Consider the following 25,066-nt stretch of genomic DNA (forward strand, 5'->3'; position numbering starts at 1 on the left):
CAAAAGAAGGAAAGGGTTTCAAGAAAATTGATTGGAAATTTCATGTATATTGCAATATTGTTTTCAAATTTTTATATTTTTAATGTATTGCAATTAGTTATAAATCTCTATATTTGATGGTTATACTATACTGAATAAAATGAGAGTTTGTATGAATCTTTTTAAATAGCACAGAACTCTCTATTTAATCCATTCCCCATTGTAATTGACATGATATCCATCAGGGGTAGTTGTATTGACTGCTAAAGCGCCAGAACTGTAAGCATAATACCATTTCCCTGAAACAGTGAACCATCCTGTTTGCATAGAGCCTGAGCTATTCAAATAGTACCATGAGCCACTTGATTTGACCCATCCTGTTTGCATATCCCCTGAACCACTGAGATAATACCACGAACTACCTGATTGAACCCATCCAGTCTGCATCCAACCCGAGCGATCAAAATGATACCATTTCCCATTGATTAGTTCCCATCCATTGGATGTATAGGAACCATTGTTATGTCTATACCACCAACGACCAGATGATTGAATCCAACTTCCTGTTGAAGCAAGTCTTACTTTTAACTTATAGGCTTCAGATGCTTTGATGTATTCTTTCTTAGCAGCTTCCTTTTTAACTTTTGCATTTTTTAATTTAGCATTTGAATTTTCAAGTGCTTTTTTAGATTCCTCAAGCTTCTGTTTAGCGATCATCAAACTTTTTTTAGCTTCATCGAGTTTTCTTGGAGCATTTTTGAGGACAAGAACATATTGTTGAGCTTTCAACAAATCGTTTTTAGCATTAACTAATGACTGTTCCGCATTCTTACTAGCATGAGATTTATTATTTTTGATTACTTTCAATCGATTTAATTGAGATTCTTGCTTCGAAAGTTCAGATTTAGCAATATTTAACGCAGTTTGTTGTTTACTCAACTCAGATTTAGCAGATTTTAAAACGTTTAACTTGGATTGATTTTGTTTTGTTAAATCTGAAAGACGTTTTTTAGTTTTATCCAGATTTTTTTGATCTGTATTCAATGTTGTTTTAGCAATTGTAAGATTTTTGTTTAGCGATGAAAGTTTATCCCTCATTAAAGCTTCTTCGTTTCTTTGTTTTCGGTTGAAACTATCTAGATCCTCTTTAGCTTTTGTATAAGCTGGATTTTTAGGATGTGTGATTTCATTCCAAACATAACGGAAGGTTATTTTAGGCAAGAATTTTACTCGTTTCCCATTAAAGTAAAATTCAGAGCGATTTTTATCTCCATCCTTATTTTCTGCTCTTGCTAAAAAATGTGAGCTATAAGGATTAGTATAATAAGTCTCTCCATTATAACTATAACTTATTCTTTCAGATGGGCTAACTACAGATGGCAAAGTATTATAAACATCTCTATTATTATCAGATACAAATGTCAATATACCATAACCGTTAGTTTGCATCATAGCAAGTCCAGTCCCTGAGGCAGCTAATAAAGGTATTCTATGTCCGTAATTATATCTATTCACCTCATTTGGATTATCAGTACCATAACTACTTGCATTATTATAATCATGGAAGTAAGCTAATAATTCTTCATAAGCAATTTGTTTTTCATCTAAAGTTGATTTTTCTGATAAAGAACCTTGAGAAGCATTTTCTGTTTCACCCTTAAGTGAAAAATCACTTGTTTTCAAAGCAGTATCATGACTCAACTCATTATTTCTTGCCATTTCATCCGTTCTGGCTTTTGCCCATTTCAAAGCTTTATCCGTTACCTCAGGTACGGGGATATCTATACCATTTATACGACGTAATTCTACTAGATACTCTCTTATATATCTAGAAACTTTTTTATAATCTACAACATGAGGTTTATCAACATCATCTTTAGAGTTTACTATTATTGTTTCAGTTTTTTCTCCGTTAAAGTTGACATTTTCATTTGAAACAGCATAGTATCTTTTACCATCTTTACCTATCCAAGATGAATATTTAGGAGATAATGGAGTTGACATAGAATTATCATCACTTACCTTATCTTCTTTTAATTGACGTTCTACTTTTTCTGTTAAAAATTCAGGTCCAGCCGATTTTAAACTCTTTTCAAGATTAGAACGTGTCTTATTTCCTCTTTCTACAAGCGCTTTTCTTTCTTGCTCTGCTTTTGATACTGAATTAGTTAGAGAATTTACTTTATCTTGGTCCGCCTTCACTTTCGCATCCAATTTACCAGTTGCTTGTTGAAGCTCGCGTAGTGTATTCCAATCAAAAGCTTTCTCTACTTCTGCTACTTTGTTTTGTGCTTTTTTTACATCAACTACTCGCTGGTTAACTTGAGCTTTTGCCTTATTAACAACTGCTTGTTGTTTCTCAACACTTGCTTGGGCTTGTTTCTCATCTTGTTTTGCTTCTGACAATCTTTCTTCTGACTTCCGAACTGTTGTCTGTTTAGCAACAAGATCCTTTTCAGCATTTTTAATTTTTTCAGGACTAGCTTGTTTAGCAAATTCTTGGGCTTGTTTCAAAGCATCATCTGCTTTGTTCTTATTTGTTACAGCAGATGCATGCTCTTGTTGTATTTTATCAACAACTTTCTGAGCATTTTTTTCTTCATCAATTACTTGATTTAGTTTTACTTCTGCATTTTTAACGTCCGATTCCGTTACTTCTGCCTTTTTTGTTTCAACTTGAGTAGCATTAACTTTGCTAGATTTTTCGTTTATTGATTCATCTGCTTTTACGTGATTAGTAAAACCAGTTGCCATTGCTGTTGCCAAACCCAAACCAAGCAATACTTGTTCCTTTTTCATTAATCTAACCTTTCTTTTTAAGCGTTTACATTTTATATTTTATCATATATTTCTATATATTTCTATATTTTTCAATTCTACTCTCAGTTCTCTTTTCTATATTTTTAAAGAATTAGGATATTCTTAAAAATTGTTTATAAATCTATACCTTACATCTATAATTACATAAAACAACTTAACTATAAATTGTAATATACAGCTCCCCATCAATTTCTTAACTAAATTCAGTCATATAAAAAATAAAAAGGATGATTAGTAATACCGATTCCGTTATTAATTCTGCTTTGCAATTACGATCCTCAACACTTTTCTTGACAATCACTACAAATAAAGCCAAAGTCCCACTAGCATCATTCTAGAACAACCTCTCTATTCCCTTACTCTCCCAACTGGGCACTGTAGGCGATAATCTGGTCAACCGTGTCTGACAAGAACTGGATGGTATCACGGAGTGGTTTATCTGTAGAGATATCTGCTCCGATAATCATAGCTGACTCAAGCGGTGTCTTGCTACCACCTGATTTGAGGAGGTTAAGCCAATCTTCAGCTCCAGTTTCTGAATGTTTCAGATGAAGGTAACCCGCAGTCGAGATGACTAGTCCTGCTGAGTAAGTGTAGCTATACAAGCCCATGTAGTAGTGAGCTTGGCGCATCCAAGTCAGAGCTGCATCATCATCAATCTCAATGGCATCTCCCCAGAAATCCGTCAAGACTTCCTTCATAATACTATTGAGTTTGCTTGCTCCAAAGGTTTCTCCTTCTTCAATCAATGTATACACCTTACGCTGGAAGGCTGCTTCCAAAAGGTGGGTAATAAAGTTATGGAAGTAGGTGTCTGTCAAGCGGTGAGCCAGAGCGAAACGTTTTTGACGTGGGTCGTCAGACTGGTGCTCCAAGTAATCACTTAAAAGCAATTCATTGAAGGTTGACGGTGCTTCAACATAGTAGGTCGACATATGGGCGTTGAAGTAGCTTTGGTGATTATCTGAAAAGATGAATTGACCAGAATGCCCAATTTCATGAATCAAGGTATAGACATCGCTCAAACGGCCTGTCCAGCTCATGAGAACATAAGGATGCACGCGATATGGGTCCGCTGCATAGCCACCAGAATCCTTGCCACTATTGGCAGCAAAGTCCACCCAGCGCTCTTCTTGATAGCGAGCAACCTCCTGACAATATTCTTGCCCCAAAGGTTCTACTGACTTCATGACCAAATCATAGGCGTCGTCAATAGTCACTTGAGGATTAAGAGCGCTATCCAAGTCCAATTTCCAGTCTGCAAAGGTCATCTTTTCAAGACCATTCACCTTGGCAACATGTTTGAGGTATCTCTGAGCAACTGGCGCAAAGTCCTTCATGATGAGATCAATCTGACGATCAAACATAGCACAGTCCACTTCTTGTTCAGCCAGAAGATAATCAAAGACAGAGTCATATCCCTTCATATCAGCCAAGAGTTTTTCAGACTTAACCTGAGCTAGATAGGCTGCTGCAGCTGTATTCTGGTGCTTACGGAGTCCTTCTGAGAAAGAACGGAATGATTTCTCACGAACCTCAGCGTCCTCATGGTTTTGGTAGAAATTCTCATAAGTCACAAAGCTGTTTTTGTAGGTCTTGCCATGGGCTTCAAAGTCAGCCATTTCGAAATCCCCAGCTCGCATCTTAGTGTAAATATCCTGTGGACTGTAGAAAACTTCACCGAGATTGGTCAAGGCCTTCTCCACATCAGCCCCTAAATAGTGGGCTTTTTTGATTTTGGCCTGACGAATAGCTGCCGTCAAGTGAGGCAATTCACCCAAACGGTCTAAGACTTCCTCATCAGCTTCCACCAAGGCATCGTCAAAGAAGGTCAAGGCTACACTGGCATCTGTTTCGAATTCCATCCCAGCTTGGGCAATATTGGCAAATTCGTCATTGCTATAGTCTGTCGTCTGAGGCATAAAACCATAGTTTCCAATATGGCTCATCTGAATGTAGATTTGTTCCAATTCTGCAAAGGCCTTCTCGAAATCCTCAAAAGTGTGAAGATTGCCCTTGTAATCACGACTAAATTGATTGATGTCTTCGCGAGCCTTCTCGATTGCACGCAAGAAATCCTCACGGTCTTGGTATAGGGCTGTTAAATCCCAAAGTTCCTTCTCTGGAAATTCTGAACGGTGTTTTTGTTCCATTTTCTTCCTCTTATTTCTCTAATTCTAATAAAACACTAAGGGCTGATAAAGCGTAAAGTGGTGCTGTTTCTGCTCGCAAAATACGAGGACCAAGTCCTGCCAAGACTGCTCCCTTAGCTTCAAAACTTTCGATTTCTGCAGGTGAGAGACCGCCTTCTGGTCCAAAGATAAAGAGCAGTTTGGCACCCTTTTCAAGACCAGAGACCGCTTGTAAGAGCGCAGCGGCTTCTCCTTCTTTGGCCGACTCTTCATAAGCCACTACGATAGAGTCAAACTGGTCAAGCTGAGCTAGAAAGTCTGATTTTTTCTCGAAAAGCTTGATACTTGGAACAACATTACGCTTGCTTTGTTCTGCTGCTCCAAGGGCAATTTTTTCTAGTTTTTCGACCTTTTTACCCAACTTCTTACCATCCCACTTGGCTACTGACCAATCGGCAGGAAAGGCCCAGATTTGACTGGCACCCAGTTCGGTTACTTTTTGAGTAATAAACTCCAGCTTGTCTCCCTTGGGAAAGCCAGATGCAATGGTCACTTGAACTGGCAGTTCCACATTGTCAGCCAATTCTTGGACCAACTCAAACTGACGGGCTTCCACATCCAGCACACGCGCCAAGCGCTTAATTCCATCATCAAAGACCAAGGTCACTTCATCATCTTCTTTCAGGCGCATAACCTGAAACATATGCTTGCTGGTTTCCCTGTCCTCGATGGTGACAGGAGAGATAGCACTGCCTTTGACAAAATACTGTTGCATGCTAGCCTCCAATCACACCAGAGATATCCTTGGTTTTCTTAAAGACACAGGCATTCCATTCCCCTTGAATCATGTGGGTTTCAAGGAAAAATCCAGCTGACTCAGCCGACTCGCGCACCATATCCCACTTGTCCTTGATAATCCCACTCATGATGAGGTAGCCTTCGTCCTTAACCAAGCGATAAGCATCATCCGTCAGATGAATGAGGATATCCGCCAAAATGTTTGCCACGATAACATCTGATTCAATCTCCACGCCTTTAAGCAAATCTCCAGCCGCTACATGGATATTTTCCATGCCAGGGTTGAGCTCAATATTTTCCTGAGCAACTCGAACCGCCACATCATCCAGGTCGTAGGCGAAGATTTCCTTGGCACCAAGAAGAGAGCTGGCAATAGAAAGGACACCTGAACCAGTCCCCACATCTAGCACCGTTTCACCACCACGAAGGACCTGTTCCAAGGCAAAAAGGCTCATCTTAGTAGTTGGATGCGTCCCAGTACCAAAGGCCATACCAGGGTCCAGCTTGATAATCTTTTCTCCAGCAGTTGCCTCATATTCTGTCCAAGACGGCACGATGGTCAAATCATGAGTAATACGAGCTGGCTCATAGTATTTCTTCCAGTTGTCTGCCCAGTCTTCCTCAGCCAAGGCAGTCGTCCCCATTTTGACCTCTCCCAAGTCCATAAAATCTGTTAATTCTGCTAGGCGAGCCTGCAAATCTGCCTCAACCGTTGCTACATCAACCGTATCAGGGTAGTAGGCTGTCACAACGATTTCTTCTTGCTGCTCAACCTCTGGGAAAATCTCACCGAAGCGATCCACATTTCCCACATAGTCCATACTGTCTTCGATCGCAACACCTTGCGCTCCCAGTTCAATCAAGAGATTAGAGACTAGCTCCTCTCCCTCACGCTTCACTGTAACTTTCAACTCTTGCCACGTTTCCATAATTAAGATACCAAGCCCGTAAAACACAAAGCCAAAATAGAAACTTCTCTGAAGACGCTTGTGTCTATGAGAAGTTTATCTTTTTGGCATAGTGTTTAGGGCGGGTTCAGTTTAGAAATGTAACTGAACCATCCTTTCTAATCACTTACTTTTAAATAATCTTTTAATCTCTCCTGCAACTGAGGTACAACTTGACTGGAACTAAGAAATTCTTCAATATTCATCAACTGATAGCCCTGACCCTCATCTCCAAATACAATCTGGTCAAACTGTTCTTGCGTTAACTTGCCGACTAGAAATACAGATTGTTTATCCGCAAAAAGCATACTTGGATAAACCTTACTCCAAAGCAGACAATCTTCAGTCAGATGAATTCCCAGTTCTTCATAAACTTCACGCGCCACGCACTCAAAGGGACTTTCATTCCCTTCACGGCCACCACCAGGCAGTTCCCACATATTGGGCCAGGGAATGCTTTCCTTATCATCGCGTAAGATAGTCAAGAGCTTATCCCCACAAAACAAAGCAATCTTACAACCTGTGAAATCAGAAATCTCTATTTCCATATTAGACTCCTTCGGTTAATTCCTTTTCCAGCTCGGCTAACCAGTTTTCATAATAGCTTTTCTCATCCCGTAACATCCGGCTACTATTCATTTTCTGTCTAGCAATCTTCATAGCCTTGTGAGTTTGAACTACATCTTTCTTTACCTTAAATTGATACCAAGCTTGAATGACCTGCATATCTGCTGTTTTTATAGATAAAAAGGATTTGACCCCTCGAATACTTGCATATTCTTCCGCTTTCTTATTATCTCCTTCCATCAGAGCAACTTGAAGAAGGTATAATTGAGAGCTAGTTTTAGACATTGGATTGTCTGTTTTCTCTAGCACAGACTGCAACTGTTGCTTTGCAAGCTCTATATTATCATCCAATATGAATACCAATCCCTGAAGAGTCTGAACACTTTCTGCAAAACTCCCTCTCACATCCTCATCAACAGACATGATAAAGTCTTTCAAGTCATATTCTTGAGGAGCTAGCAAGGTCTGGGCAGAATGCCTCAACATCAGGTAGGCGTATTTCGTATTTTCAGGGTGTTGTAGTAATTCCCAAATTTTTGCTCCATCGGTAATCCCAACTGGCAGAGCATTGAATAGAAGAAGAGATAAATTTAGACAAATCCAAGTGCCTGCAAAATACCAGTTTGTTGTCAAAAAACCAAAAAGTGTTGCCAATAATATCAAGCAAAGGTGAACTATCAAGCCTCCTGAAAGCATCAAGATGATTCTTTGATCACTTTCATTCTCTTTTAAACCAATATACTGAGCACCAACATTTTTTATAACTGCTGTTCGACTAAGATGAAGCCTTCCTGACTTTTTGGTTAAAAGAAAGTTCCCTAATCCAAAAGCCACCAGACGATAGCCTGTCAGATAACCACAAAATGCATGACCAAGCTCATGAAGAATAAAGATTATATACATGCTTAGAAGAGCGAATGCATAACCAAAAGTAAAAACTAAAACTGCGGAATACCCCAACTCTGCAAATGCGATTGTTCCACAAGCAAAAGCTAGCATCATCACAAGAACAGACACTGTCTGAATCAAATACGTCACAATTTTTTTCATAAACTCTCCCCATAATCCCTAGTATCTTGGATAAGGATAAAATTCTCCCTCTTCCAAGCCAACTTTTCCTTCTTCAAAGACTTCTTGGTTCCATTCCATGACAAATTCTTCTGCTTCTGGGTCTTCCAAAAAGTCCATGAGGGCATCTAGTCCAATCTCGGCAGTGTCTTTAAGGAATAGAGCAAAATAAGCTAAAAATTCACGAGAAAAACCTTTTTTAGGTAGGTAAGGGATGACAGTCAAATAGTCTTCCTCATTGACGGTTGATTTGGCAGGATTGTAAAAAAGCACTGCTTCTTCAAAGAGGATATCTTCTGATGAAACCTCTCCATCTTCATCCACCATCTCCACACCTGCAGCATTTTGCGCTTCCAATAGAAAACTCACTTCAACCGCGTGGTTGCGCTTGTCCCAACTAATCTCAAAATCAAAGGGAAAGTTCTTCTCCAACTCTTCCTCTAAAACATCTAAAAATCCGTATGTTGCCATTTTGTCCTCTTTCTATGCGACTCTTAAATCGCCCCGATTGCTCGGAAATATGCTAAAATAGATACTACCATCTTACCACATATACATCAGAAAATCCACGCTAGAAAGGACTGCTATGCCAGACAATCTCGCGCTTCGCATGCGCCCAAAAACCATCGACCAGGTCATCGGTCAGGAGCATCTGGTCGGACAAGGAAAAATCATCCGCCGCATGGTGGAAGCCAACCGCCTGTCTTCCATGATTCTTTATGGCCCTCCAGGAATCGGCAAGACCAGTATTGCCTCTGCCATCGCTGGGACTACTAAGTATGCCTTTCGGACCTTTAATGCGACGGTGGATAGTAAAAAGCGATTGCAAGAAATCGCGGAAGAGGCTAAATTCTCTGGTGGTCTCGTCCTATTACTAGACGAGATTCATAGACTAGATAAAACCAAGCAAGACTTCCTCTTGCCTCTCTTGGAAAGTGGACTAGTCATCATGATTGGTGCTACGACTGAAAATCCTTTCTTTTCTGTCACTCCTGCCATTCGTAGCCGTGTTCAAATTTTTGAGTTGGAACCTCTGTCTAACCAAGACGTCAAAGAGGCTCTTCAGATAGCTCTAAACAACCCTGAACGTGGTTTTGATTTTCCAGTAGAACTAGATGAGGATGCGCTGGATTTCATTGCGACCTCTACCAACGGAGACCTGCGTTCTGCCTTTAACTCACTGGACTTGGCTGTTCTTTCTACCCCTGAGAATGACGAGGGCATCCGCCATATTACTCTTGATATCATGGAAAATAGCCTGCAGCGGAGTTATATTACTATGGACAAAGATGGGGATGGACACTATGATGTCCTCTCAGCCCTGCAAAAATCCATCCGTGGTTCGGATGTCGATGCCAGTCTTCACTATGCTGCCCGCTTGATTGAGGCTGGGGATCTGCCGAGTCTCGCTCGTCGCTTGACCGTTATCGCCTATGAAGATATCGGTTTGGCCAACCCTGAGGCCCAGATTCATACCGTTACTGCTCTGGATGCCGCCCAAAAGATTGGTTTCCCAGAAGCCCGCATTCTCATTGCCAATGTCGTGATTGATTTGGCCCTTTCTCCGAAATCCAACTCAGCTTATGTGGCTATGTATAAGGCACTTGCTGACCTCAAAACATCAGGGCACTTGCCTATTCCGCGGCACCTGCGTGATGGACACTACAGCGGAAGCAAGGAACTAGGGAATGCCCAAGACTATCTCTATCCACACAACTATCCTGGAAATTGGGTCAAGCAAGACTATCTACCAGAAAAAATTCGTAATCATCACTATTTCCAAGCAGAAGATACTGGTAAATATGAACGGGCTTTGGCTCAAAGAAAGGAAGCTATCGACCGTTTGCGAAAAATCTGAAATCCTTTTCAAAAAATTGCACTTTCCTCTTGATTTTTTTTGAAAAAGTGGTATTATATAAACATAGAAACGCTGTGGTGTACGACTTCACACTTAAGTGTTGACCGACTATTTTTTGTATTATTAGGGAAACAAAAGTCTTCTAACAGCATGTAGGCCGTCTCACACGGAAACAGCTTCAGTTAGAGCGAGTTGCCCACCTGCTTAATTGCGCGGGTTCAATACAAACCGTGAAGTTTCGGCACCAATACAGCTTTTTTCTTTGCCTCCTTAGCTCAGCTGGCAGAGCAGCGGACTCTTAATCCGTGGGTCACAGGTTCGATCCCTGTAGGGGGCATCTAAATACAACAGGAAAAAGCCTTGTAAATCAAGGCTTTTTTTGCTTGTCTATAACTGATTTACCCCATCATTTGTCCCACATTTTAAATCTATCTTTTCTTTTTGAATCAAATTACATCTTTACAAATAGTGTAAAGCCAGTTACTTTTGCTTTGATGCCATACAATATTTTCATGTAGAGAAGACAAATTTTATCTTCTCTTTTTATTTTCAAAATAATAAAAACTGATTTTCTTTTCATAAATCAGACTGAAACTTCCAAATTTTCCATTTTGTTTATTGATATTTCCTCTAAAAAGGTGTATAATATTTTTATTATCAAACTATACTATACTATATAGGGGGTATTGAAATGAAATTTTCTAATCGTTTACTGCTATTCCTTGCAGGAGTTGTTTTTGTCCTTTTAGGACTTTTCCTATTTACAAACCCAGTAGCTAATCTTGTTGCTTACAGCTGGTGGATTGCATTTGGTTTACTGGTTTCTTCTATAGCAGCTATTTTAGGCTATTTCTCTGTACCAAAAGAGCTTCGCTCACCAGCTCATCTTTTCCAAGGGATTGTTAATCTTCTCTTAGCTCTTTACCTCGTTGCCTATGGCTTTGTGACGCTGCCAGTTGTCATTCCAACTATTTTAGGAATTTGGTTAATTGTAGAAGCCATTATAGCTTTCTTTAAAGGCAATCGTCTGGGATTGATTTTCCCTATTATTGGCAACCATATCATGTGGATAGCGTTGCTTGCATTTTTACTAGGTCTAGTGATTTTGTTCAATCCAGTAGCTACAAGTGTCTTTGTCGTTTATGTCGTTGCCTTTGCATTTTTAATTGTTGGTTTCACCTATATCCTTGATGCCTTTCGTAAATAATCTAGCTGCCATTTTGGGCATATTAAAATAGCTGGGAAGTTACATTCTCAGCTTTTTCTGTTGCCTCCTTAGCTCAGTTGGTAGAGCAGTAGACTCTTAAGCTATGGGGCGCAGGTTCGAGCCCTGCAGGGGGCACATCTAAATCAACAGAAATAAGCCTTGAAACCAAGGCTTTTTTTAACGTCTAATAGCTTTTTGTAGAAAAGTATTTAAAAATAAAAGAGAAGAGAATCTCTCACTCTCTTCTCAGTATATCTTATTAAATTTAGTTTTTCTTAATCTACCTGATTTTCCTTTGCAACGACAAATTCTTTAACCAGTCGATAGATAACAGCAAATACGGGGGTAAAGAATATCATCCCAAGTAAGCCAAAGAGATTGCCTCCAATACTAGCAGCCGCAAGCGTGAAAATAGCTGGTAAACCAATAGACTGACCTACAACTTTTGGATAAATAAGGTTTCCTTCAATCAGCTGTATAACTTGATATAGAAGAAGAGAAAGTAAGGCTTGAGTAGGACTCACTGTGAAGATAAAAATCGCTCCCACAACACAAGCAATCATAGGCCCTACATAAGGAATGAACGATAGCACTCCTGCAAAGATACCTGTCATTACTCCATAGGGTATCCCAAACACGCTGTAACCAACCGCTATCATAACTCCTATGATAACTGCTTCAATCAGCTGACTCATCAAAAATTGGTCATAAGTCTCTAGTGCTACTTGTCCAATGTAAGTCAACTTTATCACCACCTTCTCTGGAAGAAAAACTTTTAGAAGTCGACTCGTCATCGCTGCCAAATGTTCCTTACTGGATAAAAATAAAAAGGTGAAGACTATAATCAAAAAGGCATTCATCAAACTTGAAAAAATATTGCCGATATTACTAGTCAGACCTGATAAAAAACCTATCAAAGCTTGGCTAATAGAACTAGATTGTCCCTGTATGCCTGATACGATAGTTGACAACATGTCTTTGGTTACAAATTCCGAGCTGCCTAGCAATTTCCCAAGTTGAGTAAGGACTGTTGAAAGGACTGTTCCCAGCTGACTAATAGTCTGGGCTAGGGTTGGCAGCACCAAAACCAAAAGAGCAATCACGATTAAGATAAGAGCTAGGAAAACAAGTACCATGGCAATCGGACGACGCAACTCTGCCTTTACCTTCAATTTAACTAAGTACTGTTCAATTTTTTTCATAGGAACATTAAGCACAAAAGCAATAACAGCACCATAAATCAAGGTTGATATTACATCAAAGAGAGAGATTGCTCCTGATATAAAGCTCGATGCATTCAGAATTACAAGAGCAACCAGCCCTATAAAAAGTATTAACGGGGTGTATTTTTTTACTAAGTTCATAAATTCTCCTTAATAAACATGTTTAGATACGACTATACTATTTGGTTTTTCAAACTCTCGATTAAGGTAGGCTTGGTAAGTTCCTGGAGCGATAAATCCTTTGGGTGAGAGGATATCGGTGCCAGCCTGACCGACTATGGTATCAGCCAAGAGCACACAGTTTGTAGATAAGACAAAGTAGGATTTAAACTTAGATTTGATAAATTTATAAAGTTCCCCATCTGTCTCATGTCTGATTTTATAAGCGTAGGTGTAGTCTTCCTTACCATCACCTGTCATGATTTTATCTGCACTTGGCTCCCATGGAATCGTCAGTTGTTTCAATTCAGCCAACTTTTTCTGAACTGCTTTTTCCATTTCAGGCGTCAAAACTATCCCATAACCAAAAAGCGTTTTTTGACTCTCACGTTTACATAGGTCAATGTACTTGTCACGATCACAGAAATATAAGACACCATCTCCTACCATGCCAAATAAGGTCTCAGAAGACGGATCATAGTTGCCATAAGAAATAACACGGCCTTGATAGCAGATATCCACATGACCAATTGCCGAAAACAGAGAGGTCTCAGCTGTATGAACAAAAATTTCAAGCTCCGCTGTCTTACCAGACTTCACTATTCCAAGATGGATATCTTCTTCCTCATCAGCATTTTCCAGCATAAATTTGTTAACTTTTGCTAAAGTTCTTGCAGGGATGAGAGCGGCTAGGACAATAGGTAAGCTAATTCTAATACGACGTTTGAGATGGTTTTTCCCAATTTCCTCCTCAAACAAGAAACCATCACGGATATTGGACACACCATAAAGGAAAAAATAAGCCCCTAATACAAAGAGTTGAAAGACAGAATTTCCTGTAGAGGACAAAAGACTAGTCCCACCAAGAAAAACTAGTACGAGTCCATCTAGTAAGAGACGAAAACGAGGTCGAATTTTGTTTTTGCGGTAGAGAACATAGGTGACAAGGTTAATACTAGCATGAAAAATCTGATAAACTCCAATCACAAGAGCCAAAATATAAATCGGCACATCCGTCGCAAGATTGGAGCCAAGCAAATATCCCAGCACTAACAATTTAACCAGTGCAACTCCCAAGGTGTCCGTTGACTGACTTTTTTTGAAAATACGTAATACTAAATCTAAGACCGTTGCTATCCAAGCTAAAAACAGAACCAGTCGAATAACCTTTACTGGCAACCAAGTCCCCGTGACCATCAAGATGAGACCTAGCAGAACAAACAAGAACCCCTGAGCAAGTAATTTCTTACCTGTCAGACCTAAAGATAGAATTTTTTCCATATAAAAACCTTTCAACAATAAAAATTAAACACTCCGATTAAACTGACTAGTAAATAGCCAACACTACAAACAGCCTGTGCCAGCAACATATGGTGACTAGAAATGACTGTAGTAATGTCACCATCTTGTCTTATGCACTTCTAAAATTTGTTATATTGATTAGAAACCAGAGCTTATAAAAACTAGCTAAACTCGAGAGATAGACACAATTGCGACGAAAAAATGTATAACCAATTCAACTTGTTAAGGTAAGAAAGCATTATTTCCAATCTATTAATTATTCATCTATTACCTATTATGACACAATATTCCCTATAGTTCAACTTTTTACTTGTTTTTATATTACACGGACTAAAAAGTTTTCAACAGTTGATTGCATTTGTTTTAATAAGTTTTAACCTTTCTTGGTTAGATAAAAAAAGAACCATACAGTTTAGAATCTGTATGGTTTTTGCCCCACTTTTGTCCCATTTTTAAATCATGACATTGAAAATACCTAAAATCACTTATATTTCAACTTTTTAATTACTTTCAAGATGATATAGTCTCCCAAATCCATGGGGGCATCTACATACAACAGGAAAAGCCTTGGAATCAAGGCTTTTTTGTGTAGTCTTAGCACTAAAAAACGATAGAAAAAACACCCCTTCTGAACTGCACCCCAAAAGTTAGACAGAAAAAACCTAACTTTTGTGGCGCAGTTCATTCGCGTCACATGAAGTTATTTAAGCATCTCCCTTTTTTTTTATTACCATTTTCTGTTATAATAAATTGTACTTCTAAAATAGAAAGGTCTTAAGATGACAACTCTTATTAAACATAAACGTGTAGAATTTTCAGAACTTTTTTATGACCTAGTTTTTGTTTTTGCAATTTCAAAAGTAACTACTTTAATTGACCATCTTCATAACGGTATTTTGACTTGGAATTCTTTCCTTGATTTTTTCATTGCTACTTTGTTTCTCATCGATTCCTGGATGATTCAAACCGATTATACCAATCGCTATGGAAAGAACTCTTTATTTAACATAGTAATCATGTTTATCAAAATGGGAATTTTACTCTTTATAGCCAATATAATTGGACCTGATTGGCAACAATATTTTCATTATCTCTGTTGGGCTATTGGTACATTAACCTTTACCTTATTTTTACAATATTTGGTTGAATTTTTTAGAAAATCAACCGATAATGCTAATCGGGAAAGTATCAAAGGTTTTCTATGGATAACAGGTCTAGGAAGTTTAGGAGTCTATCTAGCAGCTCTTCTTCCTATTTACGTTGGGGTCTCTATCTTATTTGCTAGTATTCTGCTAACATTTATTATGCCAATTATCTTGCCTAGTAAAGATAAGCATTACCAGGTAAATCTCCCCCATTTAATCGAGCGCATCTCCCTTCTTGTCATTATTATGTTTGGAGAGATGATTACGGAGCTAGCTAACTTCTTTACAATCGAGAATTTCTCGATTTATTCGGTTCTTTATTTCATTATTGTGATTTCTCTGTTCTTGTTTTATTTTGGTCAATTCGACCATGCTATTGATGAAAAATCTAATCAAAAGGGGCTATTTCTAATTTACAGTCACTATCCTATTTTCATTGGGCTTATGATGATGACTGTATCGATGAGTTTTCTTCTGAATCCTGAAGCTAATCGTCTCTTTGCAACCAGCTTCTCTTATATCGGATTTGGCCTCTTTCAAGCTGCTGTCCTAGTAAATGGGCCCTATAACAAACACTATCTTTGCTTCTAATCCTATAATAGTAGTGAGTATAACAACCATTTTAGCTCTAGCTATAGCCATTCATTTTATTTATTTTTATACGACACAGAATAAAAAATATTCCAAATCTAACTGGGAGTTATTTTAATGAGTTTATAACATTAAAAAGCTTTGGGAACCAAGGCTTTTTTGCTTTCTACCTAAACTTTTTCATGATGTATTTCCGTACAGGTTCTTCAACTATTTGAACGATTTCAAATCCTTCTTTTTGGTAAAGGTGCTTGGCTGCTTGATTTGCCTCGAAGACATTTAGAGAAATACTATCTATATCTCCATTTTCAAATACCAAACTAACAAATTTCCTTAAAGCCTGGCTACCTAAGCCTTGCCCCTGTTTCTGAGGATTGATAAAAAATCTTCCAATATGAAGATTACTGTCTTCTAGCCTGATTTTCTGGATAAGCCCCACAAACTCTGGTCCATCAAAGATAGAAAAGATTCCTTCCAAATCTTGCAAGATCTGAATTGTCAAGGGGAAAGGAATCTTTGGTCCCATCCATTGTTCTTGAAAGGATTTGCCAAGGGAGTTGGACCATTGGCATACGAATTGAGCGTTTTCTGTGCTCACCTTTTCTTCAAAACGAATTGTCATCTTTGCCTCACCATCTTATCTATGTTTCTCCATTATACTACTTCTCCCATTTTTTACGAATAGATAAGTATGATTGATTTTTATTTTTTTCTTGTCGGGAGCATTCTCGCTTCCTTTCTTGGTTTGGTCATTGACCGTTTTCCAGAGCAATCCATTATCAGTCCAGCCAGTCACTGCGATTCCTGTCAGACTCGCTTGCGTCCCTTAGATTTGATTCCGATTCTCTCGCAGGTCTTCAATCGCTTTCGCTGTCGCTACTGCAAGGCTCCTTATCCTATCTGGTATGCCCTCTTTGAACTAGGCTTAGGTCTCCTCTTTCTATCTTGGTCTTGGGGTTTTCTTTCCTTGGGGCAAGTCATCCTAATCACTGCTGGTTTGACCTTGGGCATCTACGACTTTCGCCATCAGGAATATCCCTTACTGGTCTGGATGACTTTCCATCTACTCCTAATAGCCTGCTCTGGCTGGAATCTGGTCATGGTCTTTTTCCTTGCTCTTGGCTTTTTGGCTCATTTTATCGATATCCGCATGGGAGCAGGGGATTTTCTCTTTCTAGCTTCTTGCGCTCTCGTCTTTAGTGCGACCGAATTGCTGATCTTGATTCAGTTTGCTTCTGCTACGGGAATTCTAGCCTTTCTCCTGCAAAAGAAAAAGGAAAGACTTCCTTTCGTGCCTTTCCTCTTGCTCGCTGCTTGTGTGATTATTTTTGGTAAGCTACTACTTGTTTGATAAAGTCCTGAATCTGCTCTCCTTCATGGAGAGCTTTTACAATTTTCGAACCAACGATAACACCATCTGACACCGCATTGAAGCGTTCTACATCGGCTTGACTAGACACCCCAAAACCTGTCAAGACTGGGATGTCAGCCACTTGATGCAATTGTGCCAAGTGCTTGTCCAAGTCTGCACGGTAATTGCCTGATTTCCCTGTAACCCCATTGATGGCAACCGCATAGACGAATCCTTCTGCCCCTTCAATCAACTCTTTCTGACGCTCAATCCCTGTCGTCAAACTAACTAGAGGAATCAAGGCGATGTCTGTATCTGCCAAAAATGGCTCTACAAAGTTAGCATGTTCATGAGGCAGGTCTGGAATAATCAAGCCCTTAACCACTGTATCTGCCAAATCTTTGACAAAATTCTCCACACCGTACTGAAAGAGGGGGTTGAAGTAGGTCATGATGACCAGTGGAATCTCTGTTTGAATGGTTTTCAAGGTTTCAACCAAAGCCTGAGTAGAGGTCCCGTGGGCTAAACTGCGCAAGCCAGCTTCTTCTATAACAGGTCCATCTGCAACAGGATCTGAAAAAGGAATGCCCACTTCAATGGCAGAGACACCCAAATCTTCTAAAAAGTGGATTGTTTCAGCGAGTCCAGCCAAACCTTTCTCATGGTCTCCAGCCATGATATAAGGAACGAAAATTCCTTTTCCAGCTGCTTTAATAGCATTCAATTTTTCTGTTAGTGTCTTAGGCATGAGCTTCTCCCTTCTTTGCTGCATCTGCTTCCAAGCGGTCCTTGACTTGAACCACATCCTTGTCCCCACGACCCGATAGGCAGACAATCATGGACTTGTCTGGTCCAAGTTCTTTGGCCAATTTCACCGCAAAGGCAATGGCATGGCTAGATTCCAATGCTGGGATAATCCCTTCCACGCGGGATAAGAGCTGGAATCCTTCCAAGGCTTCTTCGTCTGTCACAGGAACATAGCTGGCACGTTTGATATCGTGGTAGTGAGAATGTTCTGGACCGATACCAGGATAGTCCAAACCTGCTGAGATAGAAAAGGCTTCAAGAATTTGACCATGGGCATCTTGGAGCACATCCATGAGGGAACCGTGAAGGACACCAGGACGACCCTTGGTCAAGGTAGCTGCGTGGTGCTCCGTATCCACACCAAGTCCAGCCGCTTCAGCCCCATACATGGCTACTGACTCATCTTCTACAAAGGGATGGAAAAGCCCGATGGCATTAGAACCACCACCAACACAGGCTACTAAGGCATCTGGCAGATCTTGACCTGTCAAGTCACGGTACTGTTGTTTAGCTTCTCGACCAATAACACTTTGGAAGTCACGAACGATTTCTGGGAATGGATGAGGCCCCAAGGCAGAACCAAGGATATAGTGGGTATCATCAATATTAGCTACCCATGAACGAAGGGCTGCATTGACCGCATCCTTGAGCACGCGCGAACCATCTGTCACTGCCTCAACCTTGGCTCCCAAAAGCTCCATACGGAAGACATTAAGGGCTTGGCGTTTGACATCTTCCTCACCCATGTAGATGGTACATTCCATATTAAAGAGGGCCGCAGCTGTTGCAGTTGCCACACCGTGCTGACCAGCACCTGTTTCAGCGATAATTTTCTTTTTACCCATGCGTTTGGCAAGCAAAACTTGTCCTAAGGCATTGTTAATCTTGTGGGCCCCTGTATGGTTGAGGTCTTCACGTTTAAGATAAATCTTGGCTCCGCCAATATGCTGGGTCAAGTTTTTTGCGTAGTAAAGAGGAGTTTCACGTCCTACATACTGGCGCAAGAGTTGATTTAATTCCTCTTGGAAACTTGGGTCTGCCTGACTTTCACGGTAGGCCTTCTCCAACTCCAAAACTGCTGTCATCAATGTTTCTGGGACGAAACGTCCACCGAATTTTCCGTAAAATCCATCTTTATTTGGTTCTTGATATGCCATTCTTTACCCTCTCTATAAATCTTCTAATCTTTTCCTGATCTTTTTGTCCATCTGTCTCCACTCCGCTCGATACATCTACTGCATAGGGAGTAAAGTGTTGAATTGCTTTTACTACATTGTCTTCATTAAGCCCACCTGCGATAAAGAAAGGCTGAGTTAGTCCAATCGTATCCAGTTGAGCCCAGTCAAAGGTCTGGCCACTCCCAGCCACAGGGGCATCAAAGAGTAGATAGTCTGCCTGAGAATTGGGGACATGTCCCTCTCCATCCACCTGCACAGCCTGAATACTGGCACAAGGCAAATTCTCAAATAAATCATCTGCCACCTGACGGTGAACTTGAACCAAGTCCAAACCAACTTTTTCAATCACTTCTAGCAGTTCTTCCCGACTTGGTGAAACAAATACACCAACCTTTTTCACATCTGCAGGAATAAGTTTTGCCAGCTCAGCAGCCTGATCCAAGGTCACCTGTCTTTTACTAGCTGCAAAGACAAAACCGATGTAGTCCGCCCCTGCTGAAACAGCTGTCTCCACCGCTTCTTTGGTCGATAATCCACAAATCTTAACCTTTGTCAATCTGCAACTCCTTGATTCTCTGGGCCACATCCTCTGCCTGCATGAGAGCTGTCCCAACTAAAATTCCATTAAAGTATGGTGCTACTCGTTCCGCATCCTGCCCTGTGAAAATAGCAGATTCAGAAATGTACAAGCAATCATCTTTGAAATATTTAGCCAAATCTACACTGGTCTGCAAGTCAACTTCAAAGGTGGTCAAGTTGCGGTTATTGACCCCAATAATCTCAGCACCAAGTCTATGAGCCACTTCTAGTTCAGCTAGATTGTGAGTTTCCACCAAGACTTCCAGACCAAGCTCTGTCGCATAGTCATAAAGTTCCTTGAGGCGTTCTTCGGACAAGGCGGCCACAATAAGCAGGATGACTGTCGCACCTGCATTGCGAGCGCGGATGATTTGCTTTTCATCGATGATAAAGTCCTTGTTAAGCGTTGGAATGTTTACCTGACTGGAAATCTCCCGCAGATAATCCAAATGTCCTTTAAAGAAAACTTCATCTGTCAAAACAGAAATCATCACTGCTCCGTTTTCTTCATAAGTCTGGGCCTGTTGCACAATATCCACATCGAGATTGATATCTCCCAGACTAGGGCTAGCCTTCTTGACTTCAGCGATTACCTGTAAACGGTCTTGGTGTTGTTTTAGATAGTCAGCCAAGCGATAGGTCTGGCGCAGGGGCTGGATTTCCTCCAGCTCCATCTGCTCCACCTCACGCGCCTTCTGCTTCAAAATTCGTGCTAAAAATTCCTGACTCATTTTTGGTACTCCTGTAACAGTCTGAGTTTTTCAAGAGCCTTGCCACTAGCAATGACTTCGCGGGCCAAGGCAACTCCTTCCTTGATGCTAGCTACCTTACCATTAGCATAGAAACCAAGACCAGCATTTAAAACTGTCGTTTCCAAGAATGGACTTGGTTCGTTTTTAAGAACGCTGAGCAAAATTTCTGCATTTTCCTGAGCATTGCCACCACGGATATCTTCGATAGCGTAGCGCTCCATCCCTAAATCCTCTGGAGTAAAGCTTAACAAGCTGATTTCGCCATTTTCAAGAAGTGCAATTTTGGTTGTTCCATTCAAACCAGCTTCGTCCAATCCTTCTGGTCCAGCAACAACGATGGCACGTTTGCGACCCATATTTTTCAAAACCTGAGCTGTACTTTCTAGAAGTTCTGGACGACTAATACCAAGAAGCTGTGTTTCCAAAGCCATTGGGTGAATCAGAGGACCAGTCAAGTTCATGATTGTTGGAATTCCTAGTTCCAAACGAGCTGGCATGATGTATTTCATAGCTGGATGCATATTTTTTGCAAAGAGAAAGACGATGCCAGTTTTATCAAAAACCTTACCTAGTTCAGCTGGTTTGAGATCCAGGTTGATTCCCAAGGCTTCGAGAACATCTGCAGAACCAGATTTAGAAGAAATCGAGCGGTTACCATGCTTGGCCATGTGAACACCGCCACCAGCCAAGACAAAGGCTGCAGTTGTGGAAATGTTAAAGCTGAAAGACTTGTCCCCACCTGTACCACAGTTGTCCATGGCATCATGAATCTCAGTTGGAATATGTTGGGCATGTCCTCTCATGACTTGGGCAATGGCTGTGCGTTCCTCAGGTGTTTCCCCCTTCATCTTAAGAGCCAAGAGGAGAGAAGCAATCTGCGCCTCCGTTACACGCCCAGTTACGATACGCTCAATGACATCCGTCATTTCCACACCTGATAAATTTTCAAATTTTGCTAGTTTTTCAATAATCTCTTTCATCCTGGTTTCCTCACTTTACAACCTTCTCGATAAAATTCCGAATAGAAGACAAGCCATCTGGCGTTCCAATGCTCTCTGGATGGTACTGGAAGCCATAAATTGGTAGGGTTTTGTGTTGAATCCCCATGATAGCTTGGTCATCAGTAGAACGAGCTGTCACTTCAAAGTCTTCTGGCATTTCTTCAATCAAAATACTGTGGTAACGCATGACTGCACGGTCATCCTCAATGCCTTGATACAAAACAGATGGCGCTTCAAAGCTGATATTGCTCTGTTTCCCATGCATGACTTTTGGAGCCAAACCTAGCTTACCACCAAAGACTTCTGCAATGGCTTGATGGCCCAAACAAATCCCAAGAATCGGCTTCTTGCCAGCAAAATCACGAATCATGTCTTCCATCTTTCCAGCATCAACTGGCCAACCAGGACCAGGAGAAAAGACCAGACCATCTGCTTTTTCAGCTTCTTCATACAGCTTGGGATCATCATTTCTCAAGACCTGTACTTCTGCAAAATTCCCAATGTATTGGGCCAAGTTATAGGTAAAAGAATCATAGTTGTCAATCAATAAAATCATGGTCTTAGTTCTCCAATTCTAGTCATAGATTTTGCTTTGTTAATGGTCTCTTGGTATTCGTTTTGGGCGATAGAGTCGTAGACAATCCCTGCCCCAGCCTGCACATAGGCTGTTTGATTTTTGAGAATCATAGTTCGGATGGCAATGGCCAAATCCATATCACCCGTCGCAGACAAGTAGCCGATTGCTCCTGCGTATACGCCCCGTTTTTCTGCTTCCAGTTCATAGATACGTCTCATTGCCCGAATTTTTGGTGCTCCAGAAACTGTTCCAGCTGGAAGGGTTGATTTCAAGGCATCCATGGCAGTGAGTTCTGGAAGCAAACGCCCCTTGACCACACTGGTCAAATGCATGACGTAGCGGAAGAGCTCCACTTCCATATACTTGGTGACTTGGACACTAGCCGTTTCAGAGATGCGACCAATATCATTACGACCCAAGTCTACTAACATTCGATGCTCTGCTGTTTCCTTCTCATCAGAGAGGAGGTCTGTCGCCAAAGCCTTGTCTTCTTCATCCGTAGCTCCTCTTGGTCGTGTCCCTGCAATCGGATTGGTTGTCACGATGTCATTTTTGACAGAAACCAAACTTTCTGGACTAGCTCCGATGATTTGATAATCCCCAAAATCATAGAAATAGAGGTAATTAGATGGATTAGTCACACGGAGATTTCTGTAGAAGTCAAATGGATTTCCAGTAACTTCTGCTGAGAAGCGCTGACTGAGCACACATTGAAACATATCCCCGTTACGAATCAAGTCACGAGCGGTTTCTACCATTTCCTCAAACTTCTGAGGAGCGATATGGGGTTTGAAGTCAAGTGGTGATAAATCCAAGTCTTCAAATTCATTTGGAGCAGGAATGCGTAATTCCTCAAGCACTTGGTTCAAGGCTTCTTCCAAGTCTTCTTGACTACGCTCACTATAGAGAGCATCCTCGATGACATGGATTTTCTCCTTCTTGTGGTCAAAGACCATGTAACTCTCATAGACAAAGAAATGCATGTCTGGCGTTCCAATTGTATCTTCAGGAATTTGACCAATTTCTTCATAAAGCGAAATCATATCGTAACCAACAAAACCAATGGCTCCACCACCAAAAGGGAGGTCTGAATGGTGCTGGCTCTTATGAGTCACTTCATAAAGAAAATCCAAGGGATCCCGATCAATCACTTGACCATTTTGATAAAGAACTCCATTTTCAAACTTAATCTCAAAAACAGGATTATAGGCTAAGATAGAAAAACGAGCTGTTTCCTTGTCTCTCGGAATACTCTCTAAGATAACCTTGTGTTGCCCCTTTAGGCGCATATAAGCCAAGATTGGTGATAAGACATCTCCATGAATGATTCGTTCCATTGTATTTTCCCTTTCAGTTCTAATTCTAGTTGGTGGCTACTGTATGAAAAATCCCCACGCAAAATAACTTGCGTGAGGACGAAATTCGCGGTGCCACCTCAATTATAGGATTTCTCCTATCTCTCATTCCTGTCTCAAAAAGATTCTGTAACAGGCTGTGCGATAAAGGGCACTCCCTTGAGAATTATGTTTTCTTCTCTCGTTTCAGATGGACCCAACCTTACAGCTTTCTCTGCTTGTTTTCAGCAACCACAAGCTCTCTGTGAGAGAAAAGACTGTAATTTTTCCATCTTTTATTTTTTAGCTTCTAGGTAGTCTGCAATCGCAGCTACGTCCTTGTCTCCACGACCAGAGACATTGATGATGATAATTTCGTCTTTACTTAGTTTCGGTGCACGTTTAACTGCTTCTGCGATAGCGTGTGAGCTTTCAATCGCTGGGATAATCCCTTCAGTCTTGCTGAGAAGGAGGAGAGCCTGAACAGCTTCTTCATCCGTCGCTGCGACATATTCCACGCGACCAGAATCTTTAAAGTAGGCATGTTCTGGACCAACCCCTGGATAGTCCAATCCAGCTGAGATAGAGTAAACTGGAGCTAGCTCTCCATCTTCCTTAAAGACTGCATAAGTCTTCATGCCGTCGACAATTCCGATACTACCTTTTGTCATAGTAGCTGCGTGCTTGTCTGTATCAAGTCCGTGACCAGCAGCTTCAACCCCAACCAATTTAACTTCTTCATCAGCCACATACTGAGAAAAAGCACCGATGGCATTGGAACCACCACCTACACAGGCAATAACGTAATCTGGTAAACGACCTTCTTTTTCTAAGATTTGACGGCGAGATTCTTCACTGATGACCTTTTGGAACTCGTGGACAATTGTAGGATAAGGGTGAGGACCTACAGCAGATCCCAGAACATAGAAGGCTTCCAAATCATTCATCCATGCTCCAAAGGCTGCATCAACCGCATCCTTAAGAGTTCGTGTTCCCGTTTCAACTGCGTGAACAGTTGCTCCCATCATCTCCATACGGAAAACATTGAGACGTTGACGCTCCACATCTTCTGCCCCCATGTAGACATCACAAGCCATACCAAACTTAGCTGCAGCAGCTGCAGTCGCAACACCGTGCTGACCAGCTCCTGTCTCTGCGATAACCCGTTTTTTACCCATACGTTTAGCCAGAAGAATTTGCCCTAAAACGTTGTTGAGTTTGTGAGAACCAAGGTGGTTAAGGTCTTCGCGCTTGAGATAAATCTTAGCTCCACCTAGGTGCTCTGTCAAACTTTCCGCAAAATAAAGCGGTGTTTCGCGACCTGAATAGTCCTTCAAATAATGGCGAAATTCTGCCAAAAACTCTGGATCATCCTTGTACTTGTCAAATGTCACTTCCAACTCATCCAACAAAGCCTGAATCGGCTCCGGTACAAAACTACCACCAAATTGTCCAAAATAACCTTTAGTTGTCATAAAATTTTCCTCTTTCAGTATTGATTTCAAGATGTAAAAAAAGCCCTCACACGGAATCTACTTCCGTGTGAGGGCGTTGGTAACGCGGTGCCACCTCAATTATAAAGGGACTATTTCCCTTTACATCTCTGCCTTGTCTAACAACAAGTTGCACTGTAAGGTGTGCGCACCGAATTTTCATTGTTTCAAATTCATTTTTAAAATCAGCCCACTTTC

The 25,066-nt window shown here is 40.9% G+C and carries 20 protein-coding genes, 2 tRNA genes, 2 pseudogenes and 1 other annotated feature; of the genes and pseudogenes, 6 read left to right on the forward strand and 18 right to left on the reverse strand.

The genetic code is table 11. The features are described from left to right. Positions 1-180: 180 nt before the first annotated feature. From EII37_RS11520 to EII37_RS00550, 7 genes and pseudogenes are all read right to left on the reverse strand, one after another. Positions 181-537: pseudogene (locus tag EII37_RS11520) on the reverse strand (hypothetical protein); the annotation flags it as partial. 2,618 nt (positions 538-3,155) lie between these two features. After that, positions 3,156-4,952: an oligoendopeptidase F gene (gene pepF, locus EII37_RS00525; protein ID WP_124787227.1), complete on the reverse strand. Its 1,797-nt coding sequence runs from the start codon at positions 4,950-4,952 to the stop codon at positions 3,156-3,158. A gap of 10 nt (positions 4,953-4,962) precedes the next feature. Further along, positions 4,963-5,706 (reverse strand): 16S rRNA (uracil(1498)-N(3))-methyltransferase, encoded by a 744-nt coding sequence (locus tag EII37_RS00530; protein WP_124787228.1) that lies wholly within the window; start codon positions 5,704-5,706, stop codon positions 4,963-4,965. A gap of 1 nt (position 5,707) precedes the next feature. Next, on the reverse strand, positions 5,708-6,658 hold the full coding sequence (gene prmA / locus EII37_RS00535) for a 50S ribosomal protein L11 methyltransferase (RefSeq protein ID WP_124787229.1): 951 nt from the start codon (positions 6,656-6,658) through the stop codon (positions 5,708-5,710). Positions 6,659-6,795: 137 nt separating this feature from the next. Next, positions 6,796-7,224 carry an NUDIX hydrolase gene (locus EII37_RS00540; RefSeq protein WP_124787230.1) on the reverse strand — a complete coding sequence of 143 codons (429 nt, stop codon included), beginning with the start codon at positions 7,222-7,224 and terminating at the stop codon, positions 6,796-6,798. 1 nt (position 7,225) lies between these two features. Continuing rightward, complete coding sequence (locus EII37_RS00545) at positions 7,226-8,293, reverse strand: M50 family metallopeptidase (RefSeq protein WP_124787231.1); 1,068 nt, start codon at positions 8,291-8,293, stop codon at positions 7,226-7,228. An 18-nt stretch (positions 8,294-8,311) separates the two neighbouring features. Beyond that, complete coding sequence (locus EII37_RS00550; protein WP_124787232.1) at positions 8,312-8,782, reverse strand: DUF3013 family protein; 471 nt, start codon at positions 8,780-8,782, stop codon at positions 8,312-8,314. Positions 8,783-8,897: 115 nt separating this feature from the next. On the opposite strand from EII37_RS00550, the gene EII37_RS00555 reads away from it, so the two are divergent. From EII37_RS00555 to EII37_RS00570, 4 genes are all read left to right on the forward strand, one after another. Then, on the forward strand, positions 8,898-10,169 hold the full coding sequence (locus tag EII37_RS00555; protein ID WP_124787233.1) for a replication-associated recombination protein A: 1,272 nt from the start codon (positions 8,898-8,900) through the stop codon (positions 10,167-10,169). A 264-nt stretch (positions 10,170-10,433) separates the two neighbouring features. Then, positions 10,434-10,506: transfer RNA gene (locus EII37_RS00560), tRNA-Lys, on the forward strand. Positions 10,507-10,860: 354 nt separating this feature from the next. Beyond that, complete coding sequence (locus EII37_RS00565; protein WP_000672739.1) at positions 10,861-11,376, forward strand: DUF308 domain-containing protein; 516 nt, start codon at positions 10,861-10,863, stop codon at positions 11,374-11,376. Positions 11,377-11,438: 62 nt separating this feature from the next. Next, positions 11,439-11,511, forward strand: a tRNA-Lys gene (locus tag EII37_RS00570). A gap of 140 nt (positions 11,512-11,651) precedes the next feature. Here EII37_RS00570 and EII37_RS00575 read toward each other — a convergent pair. Further along, positions 11,652-12,740, reverse strand: a complete 1,089-nt coding sequence (locus EII37_RS00575) for an AI-2E family transporter (protein ID WP_001055018.1) — start codon at positions 12,738-12,740, stop codon at positions 11,652-11,654. 9 nt (positions 12,741-12,749) lie between these two features. After that, the gene (locus tag EII37_RS00580; protein ID WP_038806286.1) at positions 12,750-14,039 is read right to left on the reverse strand and encodes a membrane protein; all 1,290 of its coding nucleotides are present in this window, start codon (positions 14,037-14,039) and stop codon (positions 12,750-12,752) included. A gap of 800 nt (positions 14,040-14,839) precedes the next feature. Here EII37_RS00580 and EII37_RS00590 point away from each other — a divergent pair. Next, positions 14,840-15,914 (forward strand): annotated as a pseudogene (locus EII37_RS00590) (low temperature requirement protein A). A 48-nt stretch (positions 15,915-15,962) separates the two neighbouring features. Here the strand turns inward: EII37_RS00590 and EII37_RS00595 are convergent. Further along, a complete protein-coding gene (locus EII37_RS00595) occupies positions 15,963-16,418 on the reverse strand; it encodes an N-acetyltransferase (RefSeq protein WP_124787234.1) in 456 nt (151 codons plus the stop codon). Positions 16,419-16,487: 69 nt separating this feature from the next. Here EII37_RS00595 and EII37_RS00600 point away from each other — a divergent pair, with 69 nt between their 5' ends. Then, entirely contained in the window at positions 16,488-17,147 is a 660-nt protein-coding gene (locus tag EII37_RS00600) for an A24 family peptidase (RefSeq protein WP_124787235.1), read from the forward strand. On the opposite strand, the gene trpA is transcribed toward EII37_RS00600, so the two are convergent. The 8 genes from trpA to trpB (EII37_RS00640) form a co-directional block, all read right to left on the reverse strand. Next, positions 17,119-17,895 carry a tryptophan synthase subunit alpha gene (trpA, locus tag EII37_RS00605; RefSeq protein ID WP_124787236.1) on the reverse strand — a complete coding sequence of 259 codons (777 nt, stop codon included), beginning with the start codon at positions 17,893-17,895 and terminating at the stop codon, positions 17,119-17,121. The two genes, EII37_RS00600 and trpA, sit on opposite strands and share 29 nt — an antisense overlap. Then, a complete protein-coding gene (gene trpB, locus EII37_RS00610; protein ID WP_000331265.1) occupies positions 17,888-19,111 on the reverse strand; it encodes a tryptophan synthase subunit beta in 1,224 nt (407 codons plus the stop codon). Before trpB (EII37_RS00610) ends, trpA begins: the two co-directional genes overlap by 8 nt. Next, a complete protein-coding gene (locus EII37_RS00615) occupies positions 19,089-19,688 on the reverse strand; it encodes a phosphoribosylanthranilate isomerase (RefSeq protein WP_185695927.1) in 600 nt (199 codons plus the stop codon). Before EII37_RS00615 ends, trpB (EII37_RS00610) begins: the two co-directional genes overlap by 23 nt. Continuing rightward, complete coding sequence (trpC, locus tag EII37_RS00620; protein WP_124787238.1) at positions 19,675-20,442, reverse strand: indole-3-glycerol phosphate synthase TrpC; 768 nt, start codon at positions 20,440-20,442, stop codon at positions 19,675-19,677. The genes EII37_RS00615 and trpC overlap by 14 nt, the downstream gene beginning before the upstream one ends. After that, the gene (gene trpD / locus EII37_RS00625) at positions 20,439-21,443 is read right to left on the reverse strand and encodes an anthranilate phosphoribosyltransferase (RefSeq protein ID WP_124787239.1); all 1,005 of its coding nucleotides are present in this window, start codon (positions 21,441-21,443) and stop codon (positions 20,439-20,441) included. Before trpD ends, trpC begins: the two co-directional genes overlap by 4 nt. Positions 21,444-21,453: 10 nt before the next feature. After that, entirely contained in the window at positions 21,454-22,020 is a 567-nt protein-coding gene (locus EII37_RS00630) for an aminodeoxychorismate/anthranilate synthase component II (protein ID WP_033683174.1), read from the reverse strand. After that, complete coding sequence (trpE, locus tag EII37_RS00635) at positions 22,017-23,378, reverse strand: anthranilate synthase component I (protein WP_124787240.1); 1,362 nt, start codon at positions 23,376-23,378, stop codon at positions 22,017-22,019. Before trpE ends, EII37_RS00630 begins: the two co-directional genes overlap by 4 nt. Positions 23,379-23,449: 71 nt before the next feature. After that, positions 23,450-23,681: a binding site (T-box leader), on the reverse strand. After that, entirely contained in the window at positions 23,672-24,850 is a 1,179-nt protein-coding gene (trpB, locus tag EII37_RS00640; protein WP_050252720.1) for a tryptophan synthase subunit beta, read from the reverse strand. Its footprint overlaps the feature before it by 10 nt. Between the last annotated feature and the right edge of the window lie 216 nt (positions 24,851-25,066).

The sequence above is a fragment of the Streptococcus sp. OH4692_COT-348 genome (assembly GCF_003859975.1).
Lineage (GTDB): Bacteria > Bacillota > Bacilli > Lactobacillales > Streptococcaceae > Streptococcus.

Coding starts and splice junctions, on each gene's coding strand:
- trpD (WP_124787239.1), bottom strand. CDS start 21,443: ATGAAAGAGATTATTGAAAAACTAGCAAAATTTGAAAATTTATCAGGT.
- EII37_RS00575 (WP_001055018.1), bottom strand. CDS start 12,740: ATGAACTTAGTAAAAAAATACACCCCGTTAATACTTTTTATAGGGCTG.
- EII37_RS00555 (WP_124787233.1), top strand. CDS start 8,898: ATGCCAGACAATCTCGCGCTTCGCATGCGCCCAAAAACCATCGACCAG.
- EII37_RS00550 (WP_124787232.1), bottom strand. CDS start 8,782: ATGGCAACATACGGATTTTTAGATGTTTTAGAGGAAGAGTTGGAGAAG.
- EII37_RS00600 (WP_124787235.1), top strand. CDS start 16,488: ATGATTGATTTTTATTTTTTTCTTGTCGGGAGCATTCTCGCTTCCTTT.
- EII37_RS00530 (WP_124787228.1), bottom strand. CDS start 5,706: ATGCAACAGTATTTTGTCAAAGGCAGTGCTATCTCTCCTGTCACCATC.
- pepF (WP_124787227.1), bottom strand. CDS start 4,952: ATGGAACAAAAACACCGTTCAGAATTTCCAGAGAAGGAACTTTGGGAT.
- trpE (WP_124787240.1), bottom strand. CDS start 23,378: ATGGAACGAATCATTCATGGAGATGTCTTATCACCAATCTTGGCTTAT.
- trpC (WP_124787238.1), bottom strand. CDS start 20,442: ATGAGTCAGGAATTTTTAGCACGAATTTTGAAGCAGAAGGCGCGTGAG.
- EII37_RS00580 (WP_038806286.1), bottom strand. CDS start 14,039: ATGGAAAAAATTCTATCTTTAGGTCTGACAGGTAAGAAATTACTTGCT.
- trpB (WP_050252720.1), bottom strand. CDS start 24,850: ATGACAACTAAAGGTTATTTTGGACAATTTGGTGGTAGTTTTGTACCG.
- EII37_RS00540 (WP_124787230.1), bottom strand. CDS start 7,224: ATGGAAATAGAGATTTCTGATTTCACAGGTTGTAAGATTGCTTTGTTT.
- EII37_RS00545 (WP_124787231.1), bottom strand. CDS start 8,293: ATGAAAAAAATTGTGACGTATTTGATTCAGACAGTGTCTGTTCTTGTG.
- trpB (WP_000331265.1), bottom strand. CDS start 19,111: ATGGCATATCAAGAACCAAATAAAGATGGATTTTACGGAAAATTCGGT.
- trpA (WP_124787236.1), bottom strand. CDS start 17,895: ATGCCTAAGACACTAACAGAAAAATTGAATGCTATTAAAGCAGCTGGA.
- prmA (WP_124787229.1), bottom strand. CDS start 6,658: ATGGAAACGTGGCAAGAGTTGAAAGTTACAGTGAAGCGTGAGGGAGAG.
- EII37_RS00630 (WP_033683174.1), bottom strand. CDS start 22,020: ATGATTTTATTGATTGACAACTATGATTCTTTTACCTATAACTTGGCC.
- EII37_RS00595 (WP_124787234.1), bottom strand. CDS start 16,418: ATGACAATTCGTTTTGAAGAAAAGGTGAGCACAGAAAACGCTCAATTC.
- EII37_RS00565 (WP_000672739.1), top strand. CDS start 10,861: ATGAAATTTTCTAATCGTTTACTGCTATTCCTTGCAGGAGTTGTTTTT.